Source organism: Kitasatospora sp. NPDC004745 (genome assembly GCF_042873275.1).
GTDB lineage: Bacteria > Actinomycetota > Actinomycetes > Streptomycetales > Streptomycetaceae > Kitasatospora.
In genome coordinates, this window is sequence record NZ_JBIALK010000035.1 from 48536 (window position 1) to 64258 (window position 15723).

General features: G+C 75.2%; 15 protein-coding genes. 9 read left to right on the forward strand and 6 right to left on the reverse strand.

Going from position 1 to position 15723, the window contains the following annotated elements:
• Nucleotides 1-295: 295 nt before the first annotated feature.
• From ACFYUY_RS35950 to ACFYUY_RS35960, 3 genes are all read left to right on the forward strand, one after another.
• Complete coding sequence (locus ACFYUY_RS35950; protein ID WP_387907201.1) at nucleotides 296-568, forward strand: hypothetical protein; 273 nt, start codon at nucleotides 296-298, stop codon at nucleotides 566-568.
• A gap of 225 nt (nucleotides 569-793) precedes the next feature.
• Nucleotides 794-1342, forward strand: coding sequence for a sugar transferase (locus ACFYUY_RS35955; protein ID WP_387907204.1), 549 nt, complete (start codon nucleotides 794-796; stop codon nucleotides 1340-1342).
• Nucleotides 1343-1368: 26 nt separating this feature from the next.
• Complete coding sequence (locus ACFYUY_RS35960) at nucleotides 1369-1857, forward strand: NUDIX domain-containing protein (protein ID WP_360218614.1); 489 nt, start codon at nucleotides 1369-1371, stop codon at nucleotides 1855-1857.
• Nucleotides 1858-2025: 168 nt separating this feature from the next.
• On the opposite strand, the gene ACFYUY_RS35965 is transcribed toward ACFYUY_RS35960, so the two are convergent.
• Nucleotides 2026-2562, reverse strand: a complete 537-nt coding sequence (locus ACFYUY_RS35965) for a PTS fructose transporter subunit IIA (protein ID WP_360218617.1) — start codon at nucleotides 2560-2562, stop codon at nucleotides 2026-2028.
• 317 nt (nucleotides 2563-2879) lie between these two features.
• Here ACFYUY_RS35965 and ACFYUY_RS35970 point away from each other — a divergent pair, with 317 nt between their 5' ends.
• The 3 genes from ACFYUY_RS35970 to ACFYUY_RS35980 all read left to right on the forward strand — a co-directional run bounded on the left by ACFYUY_RS35970 (nucleotide 2880) and on the right by ACFYUY_RS35980 (nucleotide 6265).
• Complete coding sequence (locus tag ACFYUY_RS35970; protein ID WP_360218712.1) at nucleotides 2880-3119, forward strand: DUF397 domain-containing protein; 240 nt, start codon at nucleotides 2880-2882, stop codon at nucleotides 3117-3119.
• An 891-nt stretch (nucleotides 3120-4010) separates the two neighbouring features.
• Nucleotides 4011-4505 (forward strand): hypothetical protein, encoded by a 495-nt coding sequence (locus ACFYUY_RS35975; RefSeq protein ID WP_360218620.1) that lies wholly within the window; start codon nucleotides 4011-4013, stop codon nucleotides 4503-4505.
• 317 nt (nucleotides 4506-4822) lie between these two features.
• Nucleotides 4823-6265: an acyl-CoA dehydrogenase family protein gene (locus tag ACFYUY_RS35980; protein WP_387907208.1), complete on the forward strand. Its 1443-nt coding sequence runs from the start codon at nucleotides 4823-4825 to the stop codon at nucleotides 6263-6265.
• Between the two features lie 10 nt (nucleotides 6266-6275).
• Here ACFYUY_RS35980 and ACFYUY_RS35985 read toward each other — a convergent pair whose 3' ends face one another.
• Nucleotides 6276-7490, reverse strand: a complete 1215-nt coding sequence (locus ACFYUY_RS35985) for a phosphotransferase (RefSeq protein ID WP_360218626.1) — start codon at nucleotides 7488-7490, stop codon at nucleotides 6276-6278.
• Nucleotides 7491-7962: 472 nt separating this feature from the next.
• Here ACFYUY_RS35985 and ACFYUY_RS35990 point away from each other — a divergent pair, with 472 nt between their 5' ends.
• The gene (locus ACFYUY_RS35990) at nucleotides 7963-9444 is read left to right on the forward strand and encodes a hypothetical protein (protein ID WP_360218629.1); all 1482 of its coding nucleotides are present in this window, start codon (nucleotides 7963-7965) and stop codon (nucleotides 9442-9444) included.
• Between the two features lie 123 nt (nucleotides 9445-9567).
• Here the strand turns inward: ACFYUY_RS35990 and ACFYUY_RS35995 are convergent, their stop codons facing one another.
• Nucleotides 9568-10209, reverse strand: a complete 642-nt coding sequence (locus ACFYUY_RS35995) for a hypothetical protein (RefSeq protein WP_360218632.1) — start codon at nucleotides 10207-10209, stop codon at nucleotides 9568-9570.
• Between the two features lie 288 nt (nucleotides 10210-10497).
• On the opposite strand from ACFYUY_RS35995, the gene ACFYUY_RS36000 reads away from it, so the two are divergent.
• Nucleotides 10498-11985: a HEAT repeat domain-containing protein gene (locus ACFYUY_RS36000; RefSeq protein WP_360218635.1), complete on the forward strand. Its 1488-nt coding sequence runs from the start codon at nucleotides 10498-10500 to the stop codon at nucleotides 11983-11985.
• Nucleotides 11986-12191: 206 nt separating this feature from the next.
• Here the strand turns inward: ACFYUY_RS36000 and ACFYUY_RS36005 are convergent, their stop codons facing one another.
• The 3 genes from ACFYUY_RS36005 to ACFYUY_RS36015 form a co-directional block, all read right to left on the reverse strand.
• Nucleotides 12192-13034, reverse strand: coding sequence for an undecaprenyl-diphosphate phosphatase (locus ACFYUY_RS36005; protein ID WP_387907251.1), 843 nt, complete (start codon nucleotides 13032-13034; stop codon nucleotides 12192-12194).
• A gap of 188 nt (nucleotides 13035-13222) precedes the next feature.
• The gene (locus ACFYUY_RS36010) at nucleotides 13223-14071 is read right to left on the reverse strand and encodes a class I SAM-dependent methyltransferase (protein ID WP_360218641.1); all 849 of its coding nucleotides are present in this window, start codon (nucleotides 14069-14071) and stop codon (nucleotides 13223-13225) included.
• Nucleotides 14072-14137: 66 nt separating this feature from the next.
• The gene (locus tag ACFYUY_RS36015; protein ID WP_360218644.1) at nucleotides 14138-14674 is read right to left on the reverse strand and encodes a PadR family transcriptional regulator; all 537 of its coding nucleotides are present in this window, start codon (nucleotides 14672-14674) and stop codon (nucleotides 14138-14140) included.
• Nucleotides 14675-14849: 175 nt separating this feature from the next.
• Here ACFYUY_RS36015 and ACFYUY_RS36020 point away from each other — a divergent pair, with 175 nt between their 5' ends.
• Nucleotides 14850-15641: an alpha/beta fold hydrolase gene (locus tag ACFYUY_RS36020; protein ID WP_387907254.1), complete on the forward strand. Its 792-nt coding sequence runs from the start codon at nucleotides 14850-14852 to the stop codon at nucleotides 15639-15641.
• The last annotated feature ends 82 nt before the right edge of the window (nucleotides 15642-15723 follow it).

Sequence of the window (15723 nt, forward strand, 5' to 3'; positions counted from 1 at the left end):
GCCTCCGACTCCAGGGGACGGCGGCTCCGCCCCCTGGGTATTCCTGTTCGCGGTGGGGGCTCGCGCCCTCCCGTGAACGGCTCCTGGATCGCTCAATGCCATTGAGACCGCTGCACCGAGCGGATGGTTGTACCGGGGGGACGAGGATTTTTCGTGGACTGATTGTGGAGCCGTAATGCGCGTGCGCGGCCGGATCGGACCGGGCCCGAACGGCTTGGCGGCCGGTGGCGCAGGGTGGCCGAATGTTCACTCCCTGCGGGCTGCCCGCGGCACCGGCCCGGGGTACCTTGGGCTCATGGCAGATGCGGACCGTGATCCCTTCCACCTGCACGGCGCGACCAGGATGGCCCGTGCCTGGAGCGGCGGCGCCCTGGTCACCCACCAGCTCCCGCTGGCCGTGGTGGGTCTGGCCTGCCTGGCGCTGGGCATCGTGGTGGCCGTGGTGGTGCCGGACAACGACGGCCCGGCCTGGGCGATGGCCGTGGCGGGTTGCCTGGCGGCCGGGATGCTGCTGCTCGGACGGATCGCTTTCGGCCTGTTGCGCTACCGGCGGGGCGCCACGCTCTGACTACTTCGATTGCCCTCGGCATTACGAACGCAGATCGAGCGATATTGGTCAGATCGACCGAATTTCGGCCTGTCGGGCAATGTTCTGCCCACTTCTTTCACTATTTCCGGGTGGCGGCACACCGGCCCCACTTACAGTGAATGCGTTCTTGTGCCGGACGAGGCCGTGGAGGGGAACGATGGGCGGGGAGCCGGGCCCGATACCGCGCGCCGCCGTGTCCGTCTCATGAGACGCGGTGGGGACCTCGCCCTCGCCGCCCTGGCGGGGATCGTCGCGCTCCCGCTGGCCCTGGCGATCGCCGCGCTGCTCCGCTGCACCGACCGCGGCCCGGTGCTGCTGAGGCAGACCCGCGCCGGCCGGCACGGCCGGGAGTTCCAGGTGCTCCGGTTCCGCACCCGCAGGACCGGTCCGGGCGGACGGCTCGGCGCACTGCTCCGCCGGACCGGCCTGGACGAGCTGCCGCGACTGTGGAACGTCGCCCGCGGCGAGATGGGGGTGATCGGCCCGCGCCCCGCCCGCCCGGACCAGGTGGTCTGCTACTCCCGCCGCGAGCGCGGTCGCCTCGACGTCCGCCCGGGGCTGACCGGGTGGGCCCAGCTCCAGGCCGGCCGCCCGCTCGCCCGCGCGGACTGGGCCGAACTCGACCTCTGGTACGTCGAGCACCGCTCGCTCCGGCTGGACCTGCGGATCCTCGGGCTGACGGTGCTGGCCCTGCTGCGCCCGGGCCCGCCCCCCGCGCACCGCCCCGGGGGCCCCGCGGTGCCGCCGACCTGACGCCCCGTCTCGGTAGGCTGCGGCGCATGGCCATTCCCGCGTTCCTCGCCGACCTCCGCACCCTCGTGGGCCACCGCCCGCTCTGGCTGAGCTCCGTCGTCGCCGTCGTCCTGGACGACCGCGACCGGGTGCTGCTCGTCAAGCGGGCCGACGACGGCAGGTGGGCGCCGGTCGGCGGCATCCTCGAGCCGGGGGAGCAGCCCGCCGACGGCGTGGTGCGGGAGTGCCTGGAGGAGACCGGGGTGACGGTCGTGCCCGAGCTGCTCGCCTCCGCCACCGTCCCGCCGCCCGTCTCGTACCCGAACGGCGACGTCGCGCAGTACCTGGTGCTGACCTTCCGGTGTCGGGTGGTCGGTGGTGAGGCGAGGGTCAACGACGACGAGTCGCTGGAGGTCGGCTGGTTCCCCCTGGACGCGCTGCCGCCGATGATCGACGTCGAGCAGGACCGGCTGCGCCACGCGCTGGAGTGCGAGGGGCCGGCGGTCTTCGCCTGGGAGGGCAAGGAGCGGCCCTGACCTGCGTGCCGCGGGCGGTCCCGGGCATCCCCGCCTCCCTTCCCCAGACGGCACCGGGGCCGGCGCCGCCTCCGTGCCGATGGTAGCGGCCCGGTCACACCGTGTGGAAGAGGGTCGTGGGCGAATGCCGTGGCACCGGCCCGGTGGGGGCCGGACCCTGGGGCTGCCCTAGTCCTTGTGCTGCCGGTAGGCCTCCTCCGCGGCGTCCAGCACGGCGGCGAGGTCGCCGCCGGCCGTGGCGGTCGCGGCGGCGGCCACCGCCCCCTCGACGAACGGGGCGTTGGCGAAGCGGACGGGGAACGGGAGGCCGTGCTCGTCGGCGTCGGAGAGCAGTGCGCGGACCGTGGTGACCGCGCTGCCGAGGTCGGCCAGCACCACCACGCCGTGCCCCTGGTCGACCCGGCGGGTGGCGGCGGCGACCAGGACGGCGCTGATGCCCGGCCCGGCCGGATCCCCTCCGGTCGCGGCGACCGGGGCGGGGGTGTCGGATCCGGTCAGCGCGAGCGCCACGGAGCGGACGGCGGTGGCCAGTTCCTGGCTGTGCGACACCAGGACGACCCCGACCCGCCCGTGCGCGGGGGGCCGGCCGGGGGTGGGACGCGGCAGGGTGGCCGGCGAGGGCGGGGTGCGGGGCGCCGGGGGGTGGGCCGAAGGGGCGTCCGAGATGGGGATGACGTCGGCGCGGGTGCCGTCCCGGCGGCTCATCGGCTGCTCCTGGGGGTCTCGGTGGGCGGGTTCGGGCGGAGGCGCGGACGGAGGCACGGGCGGAGGTGCGGACGGGCCGTCGGTCGCCGGGCCCGTGGACGGCCGGCGGGGGCGTGTGCGCGCCCTGTCGAGCACTCTGGCAGCTCCGGTGTCCCGCGCCCGGCGGGACACGCGTTGAGCGGGCCTCCGGCGGCGCCCGTTCCCGGCTGGGGCGGTCCTCGTCAACCCGCTGACCGGGGCGGGTGGGTGTGGCTAGGCTGGACGTGGAACCGCCGTCGGGAGGAGACCGGATCGTGGCAGTCAACAGCGGGATCGACGTGGAGGCGGCCGGCGTGCAGCCCGGACCGGCGCCGAGCGGCAAGCCGAAGGTGGACTTCACCGGGGCGACGTGGCTGTGCAGCAGCCAGGGTGTGGGGGACGTCCAGATCGCGTTCGTGGACGGGTACATCGGGATGCGGGACGGCCGCCAGGAGGACGGGCCGGTGCTGGTGTTCACCCCGGGGGAGTGGCGTGCCTTCGTGCTCGGCGCCAGGGACGGCGAGTTCGACCTCACCTGAGGGCGCGTCGGGCCCGCCGGGATCCGTGAAGGCCCGTCGGGAGCCCGGTGAGGGCCTGGCGGGAGCCCGGTGAGGGCCCGCGCCCGGGCGGCGCCGGCGGCGCCGCCGTCACCCGGGATTCGCCCGGAGGTCACGCAGGGGTCGCCCCCGCGTCGCCAAGGATTCATCCGACGTTCACCCGGGCCGTGGTCCGACAGCTGTGGAGCGGTCCCCGGGCGGGGGTCGCTCCACAGGTGATTTCGGGCCCGAACATCACAAGTGATGATCTATTGAGCGTGCCCCGTCAGAATTTCTGTTGACTGTTAGACAAACGCAGCTCAGAGTATGAGCACAGGCAGACGCCGTGCCCACCGCCCCCACGCGGCCAGACACGGCGCCTGCTGTGCGGCCCGGCAGCAATGCCAGGCCATCCTCCCAGTCATCCCCTGCGCACCGGGGGTGCGTCGGCCGGTCCCGGCCCACGAAGGGCCGGCAGTCGCCGGGAGGCTGGCGCCGAAGCCGAGAGCGACTCGGCGACGACACCGTTTGCTCGGGACCCGCACGCCCCCACGCGGCGGCGTCCCGAGCAGATCCACGGGAGCGACGGGCCGGGGCCCCGCGGATCTGGCTTGTGGTACGTGGAACTGTTGGCTTGTGTGCTGTGCTGTGTGCGACGACGAAGCTGGGTGCTCGGCAGTTCGGCACGACAAAGTGCACAGTGAGGGATACGCGTGTAGGGCCGCGTTGCGACATGCCGTCCCCCCGGAGGGTGAAACCCAGAACGGCTGTCGTGCTGAACCGAACGTAGCCCGGACGGTTGCTCAGAGTCAACATTGGTCTCTGAGCGTCGATCTCCCGCCGGTGCCCCACCCACCTCGCGAGCGTGGTGTGCCGGGCACGTACGATGTTCCCATGTCTTTTCTCCGCCGTCGCTCCGGACAGCCCGCCGGCCCGGACTTCGACGTGCTCGCGATGGACCCGGGCGACTGGCCCGGTGACTTCGGTGCGGCCATGATGACCGGCCCGGACGGCTCCTGCCAGGGGATTTTCCTGCGCTACGACCTGTTCGGCGGCAGAGGCCCGGCGATGTTCATCGGCAACCTGCCCGAGGGCTCGCCCGCCCGGGACACCGGCGACGAGGTGCCCTTCGAGGTGCGGCAGCTGCTCGCGGCGCTGGAGAACGACGAGCCGGTCGAGTTCGTCTCGGCCGAGGACTTCCCGGTCATGCTCGGGGACGACCTGCTGATCGTGAAGAAGGTCAAGGTCAGCGAGGAGCGGGTGTTCTGCGCGCAGTTCGGGCGCAGCGACGGCGTCCAGGTCACCATCGCGTCCTGGGACCGACCGATTTCGGACGACCTGTATCAACTGCTGAAGCCGCTCCCCTCGGACATGTTCCAGCAGGGCTGACCGACCCCTGCCCGGGGCCCGGACGCCGCTTGACGGTTTCGATCACCGGTTCGTACAGTCGCGAACATGTCGTGCCGTCTCCCGCTGCTGACCCGCCGCAGCTATCTGGACCTGCGGCGCACCGCCAGCGCGGTGTGTCCGGGCCGCTGAGGGGGATTCGTCCCCGTGGCGGCGGGTGCCGGGCCGAGTGCGGTCGGTGCCCCATCCGGGGGCGGGCAGCGACCTGACCTCCGGGGCCGCCCGCCGGTACCGCGCGCCCGTCCGGCGTGCCGCCCGCACCTGCCGAGCCCACGCTGCCGCCCGGAGGCCCCACCGCCATGACGACCACCACCGCCGACCGTTCGCCTGCGGACCGCCCCTCCGCCCCGTTGCGGGGCACGGCGGGACGGTCGGATTCCGGCCAACCCGCATCCGGCCGAACCGCAGCAGCGGACGCCGCACCCGAAGCACCGGCGACCGGCCAACCCGCATCCGGCCGGACCGCATCCAGCCGGACCGCGACCGGCAGCGCCGCCGACGACGCCGCGCCCGACCGCACGGCGGTCACCGCCGCCCTCGCCGGCCTGCCCCGGGTGGTCGACCTGCTCGCGGCCCGCGCCGAGGAGCACGACCGCGACGCGACCTTCCCGTACCAGGGCATCGAGGCGGTGCACGAGGCCGGGCTGCTGACCCTGACGGTCTCCCGGCGCTACGGCGGGCCGGGCGGCACGCTCGCCGACGTCGTCCGGGTGCTCGCCCAACTCGGGCGCGGGGACGCCTCGGTGGCGGTGGTGACGGCCTTCACGCTGCTCCAGCACGCCGAGCAGGCCCGCCGCGGGGCCTGGCCGACCGCGGGCTACCGGCGGCTGCTCGTCGAGTCCCGGCGCGGGCCCGCGCTGGTCACCACGCTGAGCGCGGAGCCGGGCGGCCGGCCCGGCGAGCTGCCGGGGACGCTGGCCCGACGGGACGGCGACGGCTGGTCGTTGACGGGCCGGAAGACGTACTGCACCGGTGCCGAGGCGCTGGCCTGGATGGCGGTCACCGCGCGGACCGACGATCCGGAGCCGAGGGTCGGGACCTTCCTGGTCCGCGGCGAGAGCGAAGGGCTGGAGATCGACCCGACCTGGGACCAGCTCGGTCTGCGGGCCAGCGCCAGCCACGACGTGGTGCTGGAACGGGTCCGGGTCCCGGCCGATCTCGCCCTGGGCCTCGGTCCGGCGCGTCCGATGGGCGCGAGGGCGGGTGCAGCGGGCGCGAGGCCGGGCGCGGCGGCGAAGGCGGACGGGCCGGCGGGGGCGGACGCCCAGGAGGCCGGGGCCGCCGAACTCACCCGGGCCTGGCACGACCTGGCGCTCTCCGCGGTGGCGATCGGCGTCGCCCGCGCCGCCGAGGCCTGGCTGGTCGGCTTCCTCAACCAGCGGACTCCGGCCAACCTGACCGAGCCGCTCGGCACCCTGCCGCGCTACCGCTGCGCCCTCGGCGAGATCGAGGCCCAGCTGATCGGCGCCGAGGAGCTGGTGGCGGGCCTGGCGCCCCGGGTGGACCGGGGCGAGCCGGACGCCGTCGCCCGGACCGGCCCCGCCCACCTGCTGGCCACCCGGGCCGCCACCGCGGCGGTCCAGCAGGCGGTGGCGCTCACCGGCAACCCCGGCCTGAGCCGGCGTCACCCGCTGGAGCGCTACCTGCGGGACGTGCTCAGCAGCCGGGTGCACCTGGCCCCGGACGAGGCCGTCCTGGAGGCCGCGGGCCGGGCCGCGCTGGAGCGCGGGGGCCGGCCCTGAGACTCCGTCCTCAGCGGGTGCCGACCGCCGCGCGGACGGCCCGCCGGGCGAGCGCGGCGTCGTCGTAGAGCCGACGGATCATGATCCGCTGCTCCTCGCCGGCGCCCGGCACGTCGTACAGGCGGATCTCCCGCATCAGCACCAGCACCAGGTTGACCAGGAACGCGTCCCGGGCCATCGTGCCGCCGCTCTGCGCGAGTTGGCTGATCTGGCGGCGGGCGGCGGTGTCGCCGGAGAGCACGCTCCACAGCACCGCCAGGTCGTAGCCGGGCAGGTACCAGCCGGCCTGCTCCCAGTCGACCAGCACCGGGCCGGACGGCGCCAGCAGCATGTTGCTGAGCAGGGCGTCGCCGTGGCAGAGCTGGAGCGGGGTGTGGCCGAGGCCGTGCAGCAGGCCGCGCAGGTCGCCGGCGTCCCGGTCGGTGAGCTGGCCCACCGAGTGGTAGCGGGCGACCTCCAACTGGTAGTCCATGCGCGGCTGGAACACGTCGGTCGGCGGCCGCCACAGGTTCAGCGTCCGGACGGCGGTCAGCAGCGCCCGCACCTCGCCCGGGGTGGGCGCGTTGACGGGGTGGCGCTCCCGGGCCGCCGGGCGGCCGGGGACGCGCTCCATGACGAGCACGCAGCGGTCGTGGTCGGCGGCGACCAGCCGGGGCAGCCGCACCGGCGGGCGGTGCCGGACGAACGCCCGGTAGACCGCGACCTCGTGGTGGAAGTCGGCCACCAGCTGCTCGAAGTGCCCGCTGCGCACCGCCTGCGGGGCCAGGCACTTGGCGACCACCGGGGCCCGCCCGATGGTGCCCGCCACCAGGATGTGGCGGCTCCCCTCGCGCAGCACCTGGCGCGGGGTGAACGCGGGACATATCCGCGCGACGCTCGCCAGGGCGGCCCGTACCGCCGGGGTCTGCAGCGCCGACGGGTCGATCCGTTCGGGGCCGCCGACCTGGCCGGGCCGGTGCGGCTGGCGCAGCACCCGGCCGTCGGCCTGCCGGGCGAGCGGGACCCGGCCGCCGGCGGGCGGGGCGGTCTCGGGGCCGCGCAGCCCCAGCGCCGTACGGCCGGCCGGGACCCGGGCGTCCGTGGACCGGCCCTCGGTGCCGCGCGGAGCCACCGGGCGGCTCGACGGGGGCACCTGCTTGGGGCCGGGACGGCCGGCGGCTGCGGTGGGGGGGCGCAGCGCGGTGCGGGTCGCGGTCGGCGTGGGGGTCGTCGCTGAGGAGTACATGGGGTGAGGGTGGTCCCTTCCTGTCCGTCGGCGGGGTGCGCCCCGCGGTGCGGGGAGGGCCGGTGCCGCGTGCTTCCTGGCGTGACGGCGGCCCTGGCTCGGAGCGGTGGGTGGTGCGCGGGCGCCGGGCACGGACGCGGGGGTCGGGGGACCCCTCCTGCGGCGGTCCGCCCGTCCGCACCCTGGGGAATGCGGTCGGTCGGACTGCCGTGGCCGTGCCCGGCGCCCCCGCGCCACCCGGCCGCGCCACCCCCTCGGGTGAGGACCGGAGGCGTCCCGTGCCACGGACGGGGGACTGCCCCGACGCTGGTGGGACGCCGCCCGACCCTGGGGCGAGGTGGCGCACCCCTACAACACACCCGCCGTGCACTGGCTTAGTAGTCTGGCGGGCCCTGGCGAACGGTGGCGAATGCTCGCCTGGCACTTGCCCGAGCCTCTAGCCTCGAACCAGCCGAGGATCCTGGGGGCTTCATTGAGCAGGGGACCCAACACCCGACTCGCCGACCTGTTCGTCCTGACCGGATGGTCGAAGGGCGAACTCGCACGGCTGGTCAACCGTCGGGGTGCCGCGATGGGACAGCAGCAGCTGTCCACCGACACGTCGAGGGTACGGCGCTGGATCGAGCAGGGGGAGGTCCCCCGCGATCCGGTCCCGAGGGTGCTGGCGGCCGTGTTCACGGAGCGGCTCGGCCGTGTCGTCACCACTGAGGACCTCGGTCTGGAACGACACCGGCCAACCAGGTCCGGAGCGGCACCGTCCGCAGCAGTGCCATGGTCGCCGGATCGAACGGCCGCGGTCCTCACCGAGTTCACGGGAATGGACCTCATGCTGAACCGACGTGGATTGGTGGGCGCGGGCGCCGCGCTCACGGCCGGAACGGTCATCGCCGACTCCCTGAAGGGCTGGCTGGGCGGGGACGCCGTCGCGTACGCGGCCTCGGTGCCCGGACCGCGCCAGGTCATCACCGCCGGCGGTGCCCGCCCGGTGGTGGACGTGTACGACGCGGGCCCGGTCGGGCTCGACGAGGTGGAGTCGCTGGAGCACTCCGTGCAGGTCTTCCGGGCCTGGGACGCGGCCCGCGGCGGCGGGCTGCAGCGCAAGGCGGTGGTCGGTCAGCTCAACGAGGTGGGCGGCCTGTTGACGCACCGGCACGCCGCGGTCGTGGAACAGCGGTTGTGGCTGGTGGCGGCCAACCTGGCCGTGCTCGCGGGCTGGATGTCCCACGACGTCGGCCTGGAGCCCACCGCGCAGCGGTACTTCATGATCGCGGCGGAGGCGGCCAAGGAGGCCGGCGACCGGCCGCGGGCCGGCGAGGCGATCTCGCGGGCCGCGCGGCAGATGGTCCACCTGGGCCGGGCCGACGACGCGATCGACCTGATGGGGGCGGCCAAGGCGGCCGGCGGCCGGGTGCTGCCGAGAACGCGGGCGATGCTCAACACCGTCGAGGCGTGGGCGCACGCCTCGATCGGGCACTCGCAGGACACCTGGCGGCTGCTCGGCGAGGCCGAGGACCTGTTCGCCGAGGACGCTCCGGAGCCGCCGCCGTCCTGGATGCAGGTCTTCGACGAGGCCGAACTGCGCGGCATGCAGGCGCTGGTGCTGCGGACGCTGGCCGAGCACGACCCCTCGGCGGCCCCGCAGGCGCAGCGGCACGCGGAGCGGGTGATCGCCCTGCGGGAGGGCACCGGGCAGCTGCGCTCGGCGCTGTTCGACCGGATCACCCTCGCCTCGGTGCACTGGCTCACCGGCGAACCGGACGCGGCGGACTTCCAGGCGAAGATGGTGATGAACCTGATCGGCCAGAACTCCTCGCACCGGACCTGGGACCGGCTGCGCGAGATGTACCGGCTGACCGCGCGCTACCGGGGGCTGCCGCTGGTGGACGAGCTGCGGGCCGAGCTGGGGCGGGAGCTGCGGGCGGCGGACGCCAAGAACCGGCCGAAGCCGTCCTGAGGAGGCCGTCGTCGGAGGGGCACCCGGCGGGCCCCCGGCGGGAGCGGCCGTCGGGGCTCCCGGCCGGGTCTGCGCGGAAGGACGGGCCTGCGGGGAAGGACGGGCCGGGCCCGGCCGGACGGGTCAGCGCGCCGGTCGGAGCAGCATGCGCAGGGCGGTGACGGTGCCGTCCGCGCCGAGGACGGGCTCGCCCGCGCACTCGACGTCGGCGGGCCGGCCGCCTCCCCGGTGGATCCGCAGGGTGCCGGCGGAGGTACGGCCGTGGATCAGGGCGTCGGTCATCATCCGGCGCAGCAGCGGCCGGTCGGCCTCGGGGAGGCGGTCGGGCAGCCGGTCGAGGCTGAGCGGTCCGTCGCCCGGGTCGCAGCCGAGCAGGAGGTACGCCTCGGCGGTCCAGTGGACGCGGTCGGTGACGAGGTCCCACTCGGCCGAGCCGACGACGTCGCGCGGGCCCGTGTCGCGCTCGCGACCGCGGGGGGAGCGACCGTCCCGGGAACGGCCGTCCTGGGAACGGCCGTCGGGGGAGCGACCGTCCGGGGCGGGGTCGCCCGGGGCGGGGCCGTCGGGGGAGGGAACGTCCTCTTGGCCGAGATCGGGGCCGGACGGCTCCCGTGCCGTGCCGTCCACTCTGCCGTCCGTTCCGCTGTCCGCGTCGCCCGCGTCCCCGGAGCCGCCGTCGTGGGCGGTGCGGTCCGTCGTGCCCGCCGGGGCGCCGTCCACCGTGGCGGTGTCCGGCGGGCGGGCGGCGCCTAAGGGCATGTTCATGACCGGCCCATCGCTCGGGTGCGGCCCGTTCTGCACGGGCTCTCGGGTGGTGAGAAGACTGTCGCACAGCGTGCCCGCCCCTTGCGGGCGATTTGGACAGAACGCAGGCAAAATTCCTCTGGCATATGCCACCCTGGCGGGAGCCTTCGTCGCCCTGTGTGCGGCGGGGGGCCCGAGGCGGTAACCTTCGGTGATTCCGGCGCCCGGGCGCCCACCGCAGTACCGACCAGAGACCCCGGCGACGGAAATCCCGTTGCCACTACGACCGCCGCAACGGATGCTGACCTCATGTTCGAGCCAGTGATAGCACCTAGCGCCAGCCTCCTCGGCCTCCTGCAGCGAGGCCGCGGTGACGGGCAGCTCCACGCGCTGGCCGCCGACCGTACCGAGGCCGTCGCCGCGCTGGAGGAGTGCGTCACCAGGGATCCGCGAGCCGACTGGCAGGTCGAGAGCCGCTCCCTCTACTACGCCCGCCTCTACATGGAGCTGGAGGCGCCCCTCGACGGCATCGAGGACCACCTCCACTCCGCCGAGGACCTCGTGACCGACGACGAGAGCCGCACCGGCCTCGCCCTCTCCGTCCTGGGCCACCTCGCCGCGTACGGCCGGCGCGACGCGCTGCTGATGCTGCGCGAGTACGCCGCCACCGGCGCGAACTGGTCCTGGGCCCTCGACGAGCTCGCGCTGCGCGACGACGACCGCGGCCTGCTGCTGCTCGGCACCGCGGTGCTGGACCACTTCGCGCCGGGCCCCGAGGGCGACGCCGAGCTGCGCGAGTTCATCCGCAACGCGTACGAGCCCCGGCCCTGGCGGCTGTGGGCGGCCTACCACCCGAGAGTGGCCGCGGCCAGCGAGCAGTCCCCCTTCGACCTCTGGCAGCGCCAGCTCAACCGCGGCGGCGTGACCCCGGGCTGGTCGACCGCCGACGTGCTGGCCTGGGCCGACCAGGGCGACCTCGGCGGCCTCGGCGCCGGCGCCTTCCTCGGCCGCCCCGAGGGCCGGCCCGAGCCCGCCGCCGACCCGTCCGCCCCCGACGCCGTGGACCGCCGCGCCGCCGCGGCCGCCCGCTGCCTGACCGCCGTCGTCCGGCCCGAGGACCGCCCCCTCCTGCTGGAGACCGCCCGCGACGGCCTGCCCGGCGCCCGCCGGGCGGCCCTGCGCTACCTCGTCGACCAGCGGGACTCGGCCGCCGTCGAGCTGATCGAGGCCGCCGCCGCCGACGTGGACGACCGGGTCGTGCGCGCCGCCCTGGAACTGCTCGGCCGGATGCGCGGCCCCGAGGTGCTGGCGCAGGCCCGCCGCTGGGCCGACCCGGCCACCGGCGGCGCCGACAGCGCGCTCGGCGAGGCCGCCGTCAAGCTGCTCGCCGACGCCGGGGAGCCGGCCGACGCGCCGCTGGTCGTCGACGGGCTGCGCCGCTGGATCTCGGTGCGCGGGGTCAGCGGTACCGGGCTCGGGTCGCTGGTCGACGGTGCGGGGCGGCTGGCCGCCGCCGACGCCGTGCCCGTCCTGCGCCACATCTACGGCGAGGCCGCCTCCTCGGAGCTGCGCGGTCGCGCCGCCCGGGCGCTCGCCGCGACCGACGTGCACTTCCCGGAGGGCCCCGCCGTCGAGTGCCTCTGGGACTGCGAGGAGTCCACCCGCGAGCTCGCCGCGCGCCACGTCGCCACCACGGGCGACGCGCGCGTGCTGGAGCGCCTGCGCCGGCTCGCCGCCGACCCGGCCGAGGAGGCCGAGGTCCACGCCGCCGTCCGCGGCCGGCTGACCGCCGGTTAGCCACCCGGTCCGACGGGCCGTGGGCCGGACACCTCGAAACGGTGTCCGGCCCACGGTCGTTCCCGGGTGCGGGTGCGGGTGCGGGTGCGGGTGCGGGTGCCGGGTGCCGGGTGCCGGTGGCCCCCCTCCGCCGCGCCCGGGCCTCCGCAGCCGTTCCCGTTCGGTCGCCCGCGGGTCGCTCCCGGGTGCTTTTCTGAAACGCCGTTCTACTTCACCACGCCCGCGTCCGGGGCCAGGACGCCGCCGGCCACCAGTCCGATGATCAGGACGCCGAGCAGCACCCGGTAGACCACGAACGGCAGGAAGCTGTGGTGCGAGATGTACTTGAGGAACCAGGCGATCGCCGCGTAGCCGACCGCGAACGCGATCAGGGTGGCCAGGACGGTCGGCCCCCAGGCCGGGGCCGGCCCCTCGCCGATCTTGAACAGCTCCAGCGCCCCCGAGGCCAGCACCGCCGGGATCGCCAGCAGGAAGGAGTAGCGGGCCGCCGCCTCCCGGCTGTAGCCGAGCAGCAGGCCCGCGCTGATCGTGCCGCCGGAGCGGGACACCCCGGGGATCAGCGCGAGCGCCTGGGCCAGGCCGTAGACGCCCGCGTGCGGCAGGGTCAGCTCGGTGATCGGCCGGGCGTGCCGGATCGCGCGGGTGCGGTCGGCGAGGGCCAGGATCACGCCGAACACGATCAGCGTGGTGCCGATGATCCGCAGGTCGCGCAGGTGGGTCTCGATGGTGTCCTGGAACAGCTTGCCGAGGATCCCGATCGGCAGGGTGCCGATGATCACGAACCAGCCCATCCGGGCGTCCGGCTCGGAGCGCAGCGCCGGGCGGAACAGCGACAGCGTCCAGGTCCGCACGATGGCGGCGATGTCCCGGCGGAAGTAGATCAGCACCGCGGTCTCGGTGCCGAGTTGGGTCACGGCGGTGAAGGCCGCGCCCGGGTCGTCCCAGCCCAGGAGGGCGGAGAAGACCCGCAGGTGGGCGCTGGAGGAGACGGGCAGGAACTCGGTCAGCCCCTGGATCAGGCCGAGCACGGCCCCGTGGAACCAGTCGATCACCGGACACCCGTCCGGGGTATCCGTGGGTCGTCGTACATGTGGGGTCCTCGCAGGTCGGTACGGGCGTACGGGCATGCCGCGGCGCTCGCCCCCGGCATGCGGACGACCGTGCCCGCCCGTCCCTCGGGTCGCGCGCGGGCCCGGCGCGCGGCCGATGGTACGGGGTCAAAGTGACGACTTGCCGTTCACCTGTTCGGCGGACCCTCCGGAGGCTCGGTGGACGGCCTGGCGAGGACCCAGGTGCGGTCCGCGGTCAGGTAGCGCTCGACCGTCAGGCCGGCCTCCGCCAAGGCCTGTTCGAACGCCGCCGTGCTGAGCGGACGGGCCAGGAAGGTCTGCGTCCAGCGGCCGCCCGGGAACTCGTACTCGGCGAGCACGGAGTTGACGCCGTCCCCGACGGGGGTGGCGGAGAGGATCCGGCCCCACCCGTCCCCCAGCCGGCGCTCCCGCGGCACGGTGCGGTGCCAGTCCTCGCCCTCGCGCTGCACCAGCACGCAGCCGTCCTCGGCGACGTGGCGGCGGCAGGTCTCCAACAGCCCCTGGCGGACCGCAGGGTCGCCCGCGTGCACCAGGAAGGAGCCGAGCAGCACCACGTCGAAGCGCTCGCCGAGGTCCAGTCGCTCGATCGGGCTGCGCACGGTGCGCACGTCCGGGCGCACCCGCGCCAGCATCTCGGCGGACTCGTCGACCGCGGTCACGGCGAAGCCCCGGTCGGCCAGCGGGTGCGTCACCCGGCCTACGCCGCAGCCCAGTTCGAGGAGGGTGGCGCCGGCCGGCACCGCGGCCCCGATCACGTCGGGCTCGTCGCGGACGGGCAGCAGTGACCACATCTCGACCGCGCAGCCGTCCGGGGTGATCGCGCCGGGGCCGGTGCCGTCGTACCCCGGGCGCCGCGCGTCGCCCGCCTGCGTGCCGACACCGCGCGCCTGCCCGTCGTGGCCCGTCCGTCCGTCGTGGCCGGTCTGCCCGACGTCGCTCGTCCGCTCGTCGTCGTCCGGGTTCCTGCCGTCGCCGCTCTCCGTGCCGTTGCCCATCGGGCCATCGGAGCACGCGCGGCGTGGCGGGGGAAGGGGAGGGCGACCGGCCGGGGCGGGTTTCGGTCAGTCCGTCAGTGCACCCTCGAGTTCGGCCAGGGTGGCGCGCAGCCAGGCGAGTTCGGCCTCGCTGGTGGCGCGGGCGATCAGCAGCAGCCCGCGCCGGAACGGGTCGGTGAACTCCTCGGCGCCGACCGGGCGGTCCCCGTCGTAGAAGAAGCTGGCCGGCTCGGTGAGGAAGGCCAGCCGTCGGTGGAGCACCGCGGCCTGGGCGGCGGGGTCGTCGAGGTGGCGCAGGAAGGCGAGCAGGGTGAACCAGCGGTTCTCGTCGCTGATGTCCAGCGCCTCGGGTTCGCGCAGCCGTGCCAGCAGGGCGCCGCGGCCCTCCTCGGTGAGGTGGAGGGTGTGCCGCGGGGCGGCGGCGCTGCCGGGCTCGGTGACGCGGACCAGCAGGCCGTCGGACTCCAGGCGCTTGATCGCCGGGTAGAGCGTGCCGTCGCTGATCGGGCGGACGTGTCCGGTGAGCGCGGCGAGGTGGCGGCGCAGCTGGTAGCCGTGCAGCGGGCGGTCGTAGAGGAATCCGAGGATCGCGAGCTTCAGCATGGGGCCACTCTCTCAGACCCGTCCCTCGGGGCACAGGTATATCGCTTCCAGGGTACCTCGTTGTCGAGGTATGGTCTCGATGGTCCGAGTCGAACGACGTCCCGCGTCGAGCGACGTCCGGCGTCGGAGCTGTTCCGAGTCGAAGGACGTCCCGCGTCGAAGGAGGAGTCCCGTGCTGCGCCACGCCCCCGTCACCCCGAACGGCGACCTGATCCGCTGGGTCGAACTGCCGGGAGCCGAACCCGCCCGGCTCTACCTGCACGGCCTTGGCGCCAGCTCGCCCGTCTACTTCGCGGCCGCGGCGGCCCACCCGGTGCTCGCCGGTCGCCGCTCCCTCCTGCTCGACCTGCTCGGCTTCGGCATCAGCGACCGTCCCGCCGACTTCGGCTACACCCTGGAGCAGCACGCCGACGCCGTCGCGGCCGCGCTGGCCGCGGAGGGGCTCACCGGTGTGGAGGTGGTCGGCCACAGCATGGGCGGCGCGGTCGCCGTGGTCCTCGCCCACCGGCACCCGCGGCTGGTCTCGCGGCTCCTCCTGGTCGACGCCAACCTGGACCCCGCCGCCCCCGGCCCGCGGCCCGGCGGCAGCGGGATCGCGGGCTTCACCGAGGAACAGTTCCTGGCCGGCGGCCGGGAACTGGTCGCCGAGCGGGTCGGCCCGTCCTGGTGGTCGACGATGCGCCTGGCCGGGCCCGAGGCGCTCCACCGCAGCGCCGTCCACCTGGCCCGGGCGACCACCCCCACGATGCGCGAACTCCTGGTCGGCCTAGACCTCCCGCGCACCTACCTCCACCCGCAGGCCGACGGGGAGCCGCGCGACGCCGACGGGCTCCGGGCGGCCGGTGTCCGCGTGGTGGCCGTTCCGGACTGCGGGCACAACATCATGCTCGACAACCCGGAGGCCTTCGCCGACGAGGCCGCGGTGGCACTCGGGCTCGACCCCGCCGCCGGGCCCGGCCCCGGCTGAGGGCCCGGACTCGGCCCCGGCCCCCGCTGAGGGCCCGGACTCGGCCCCGGCTCAGGGCTCGTAGCGTGAAGGCGTGACGAGA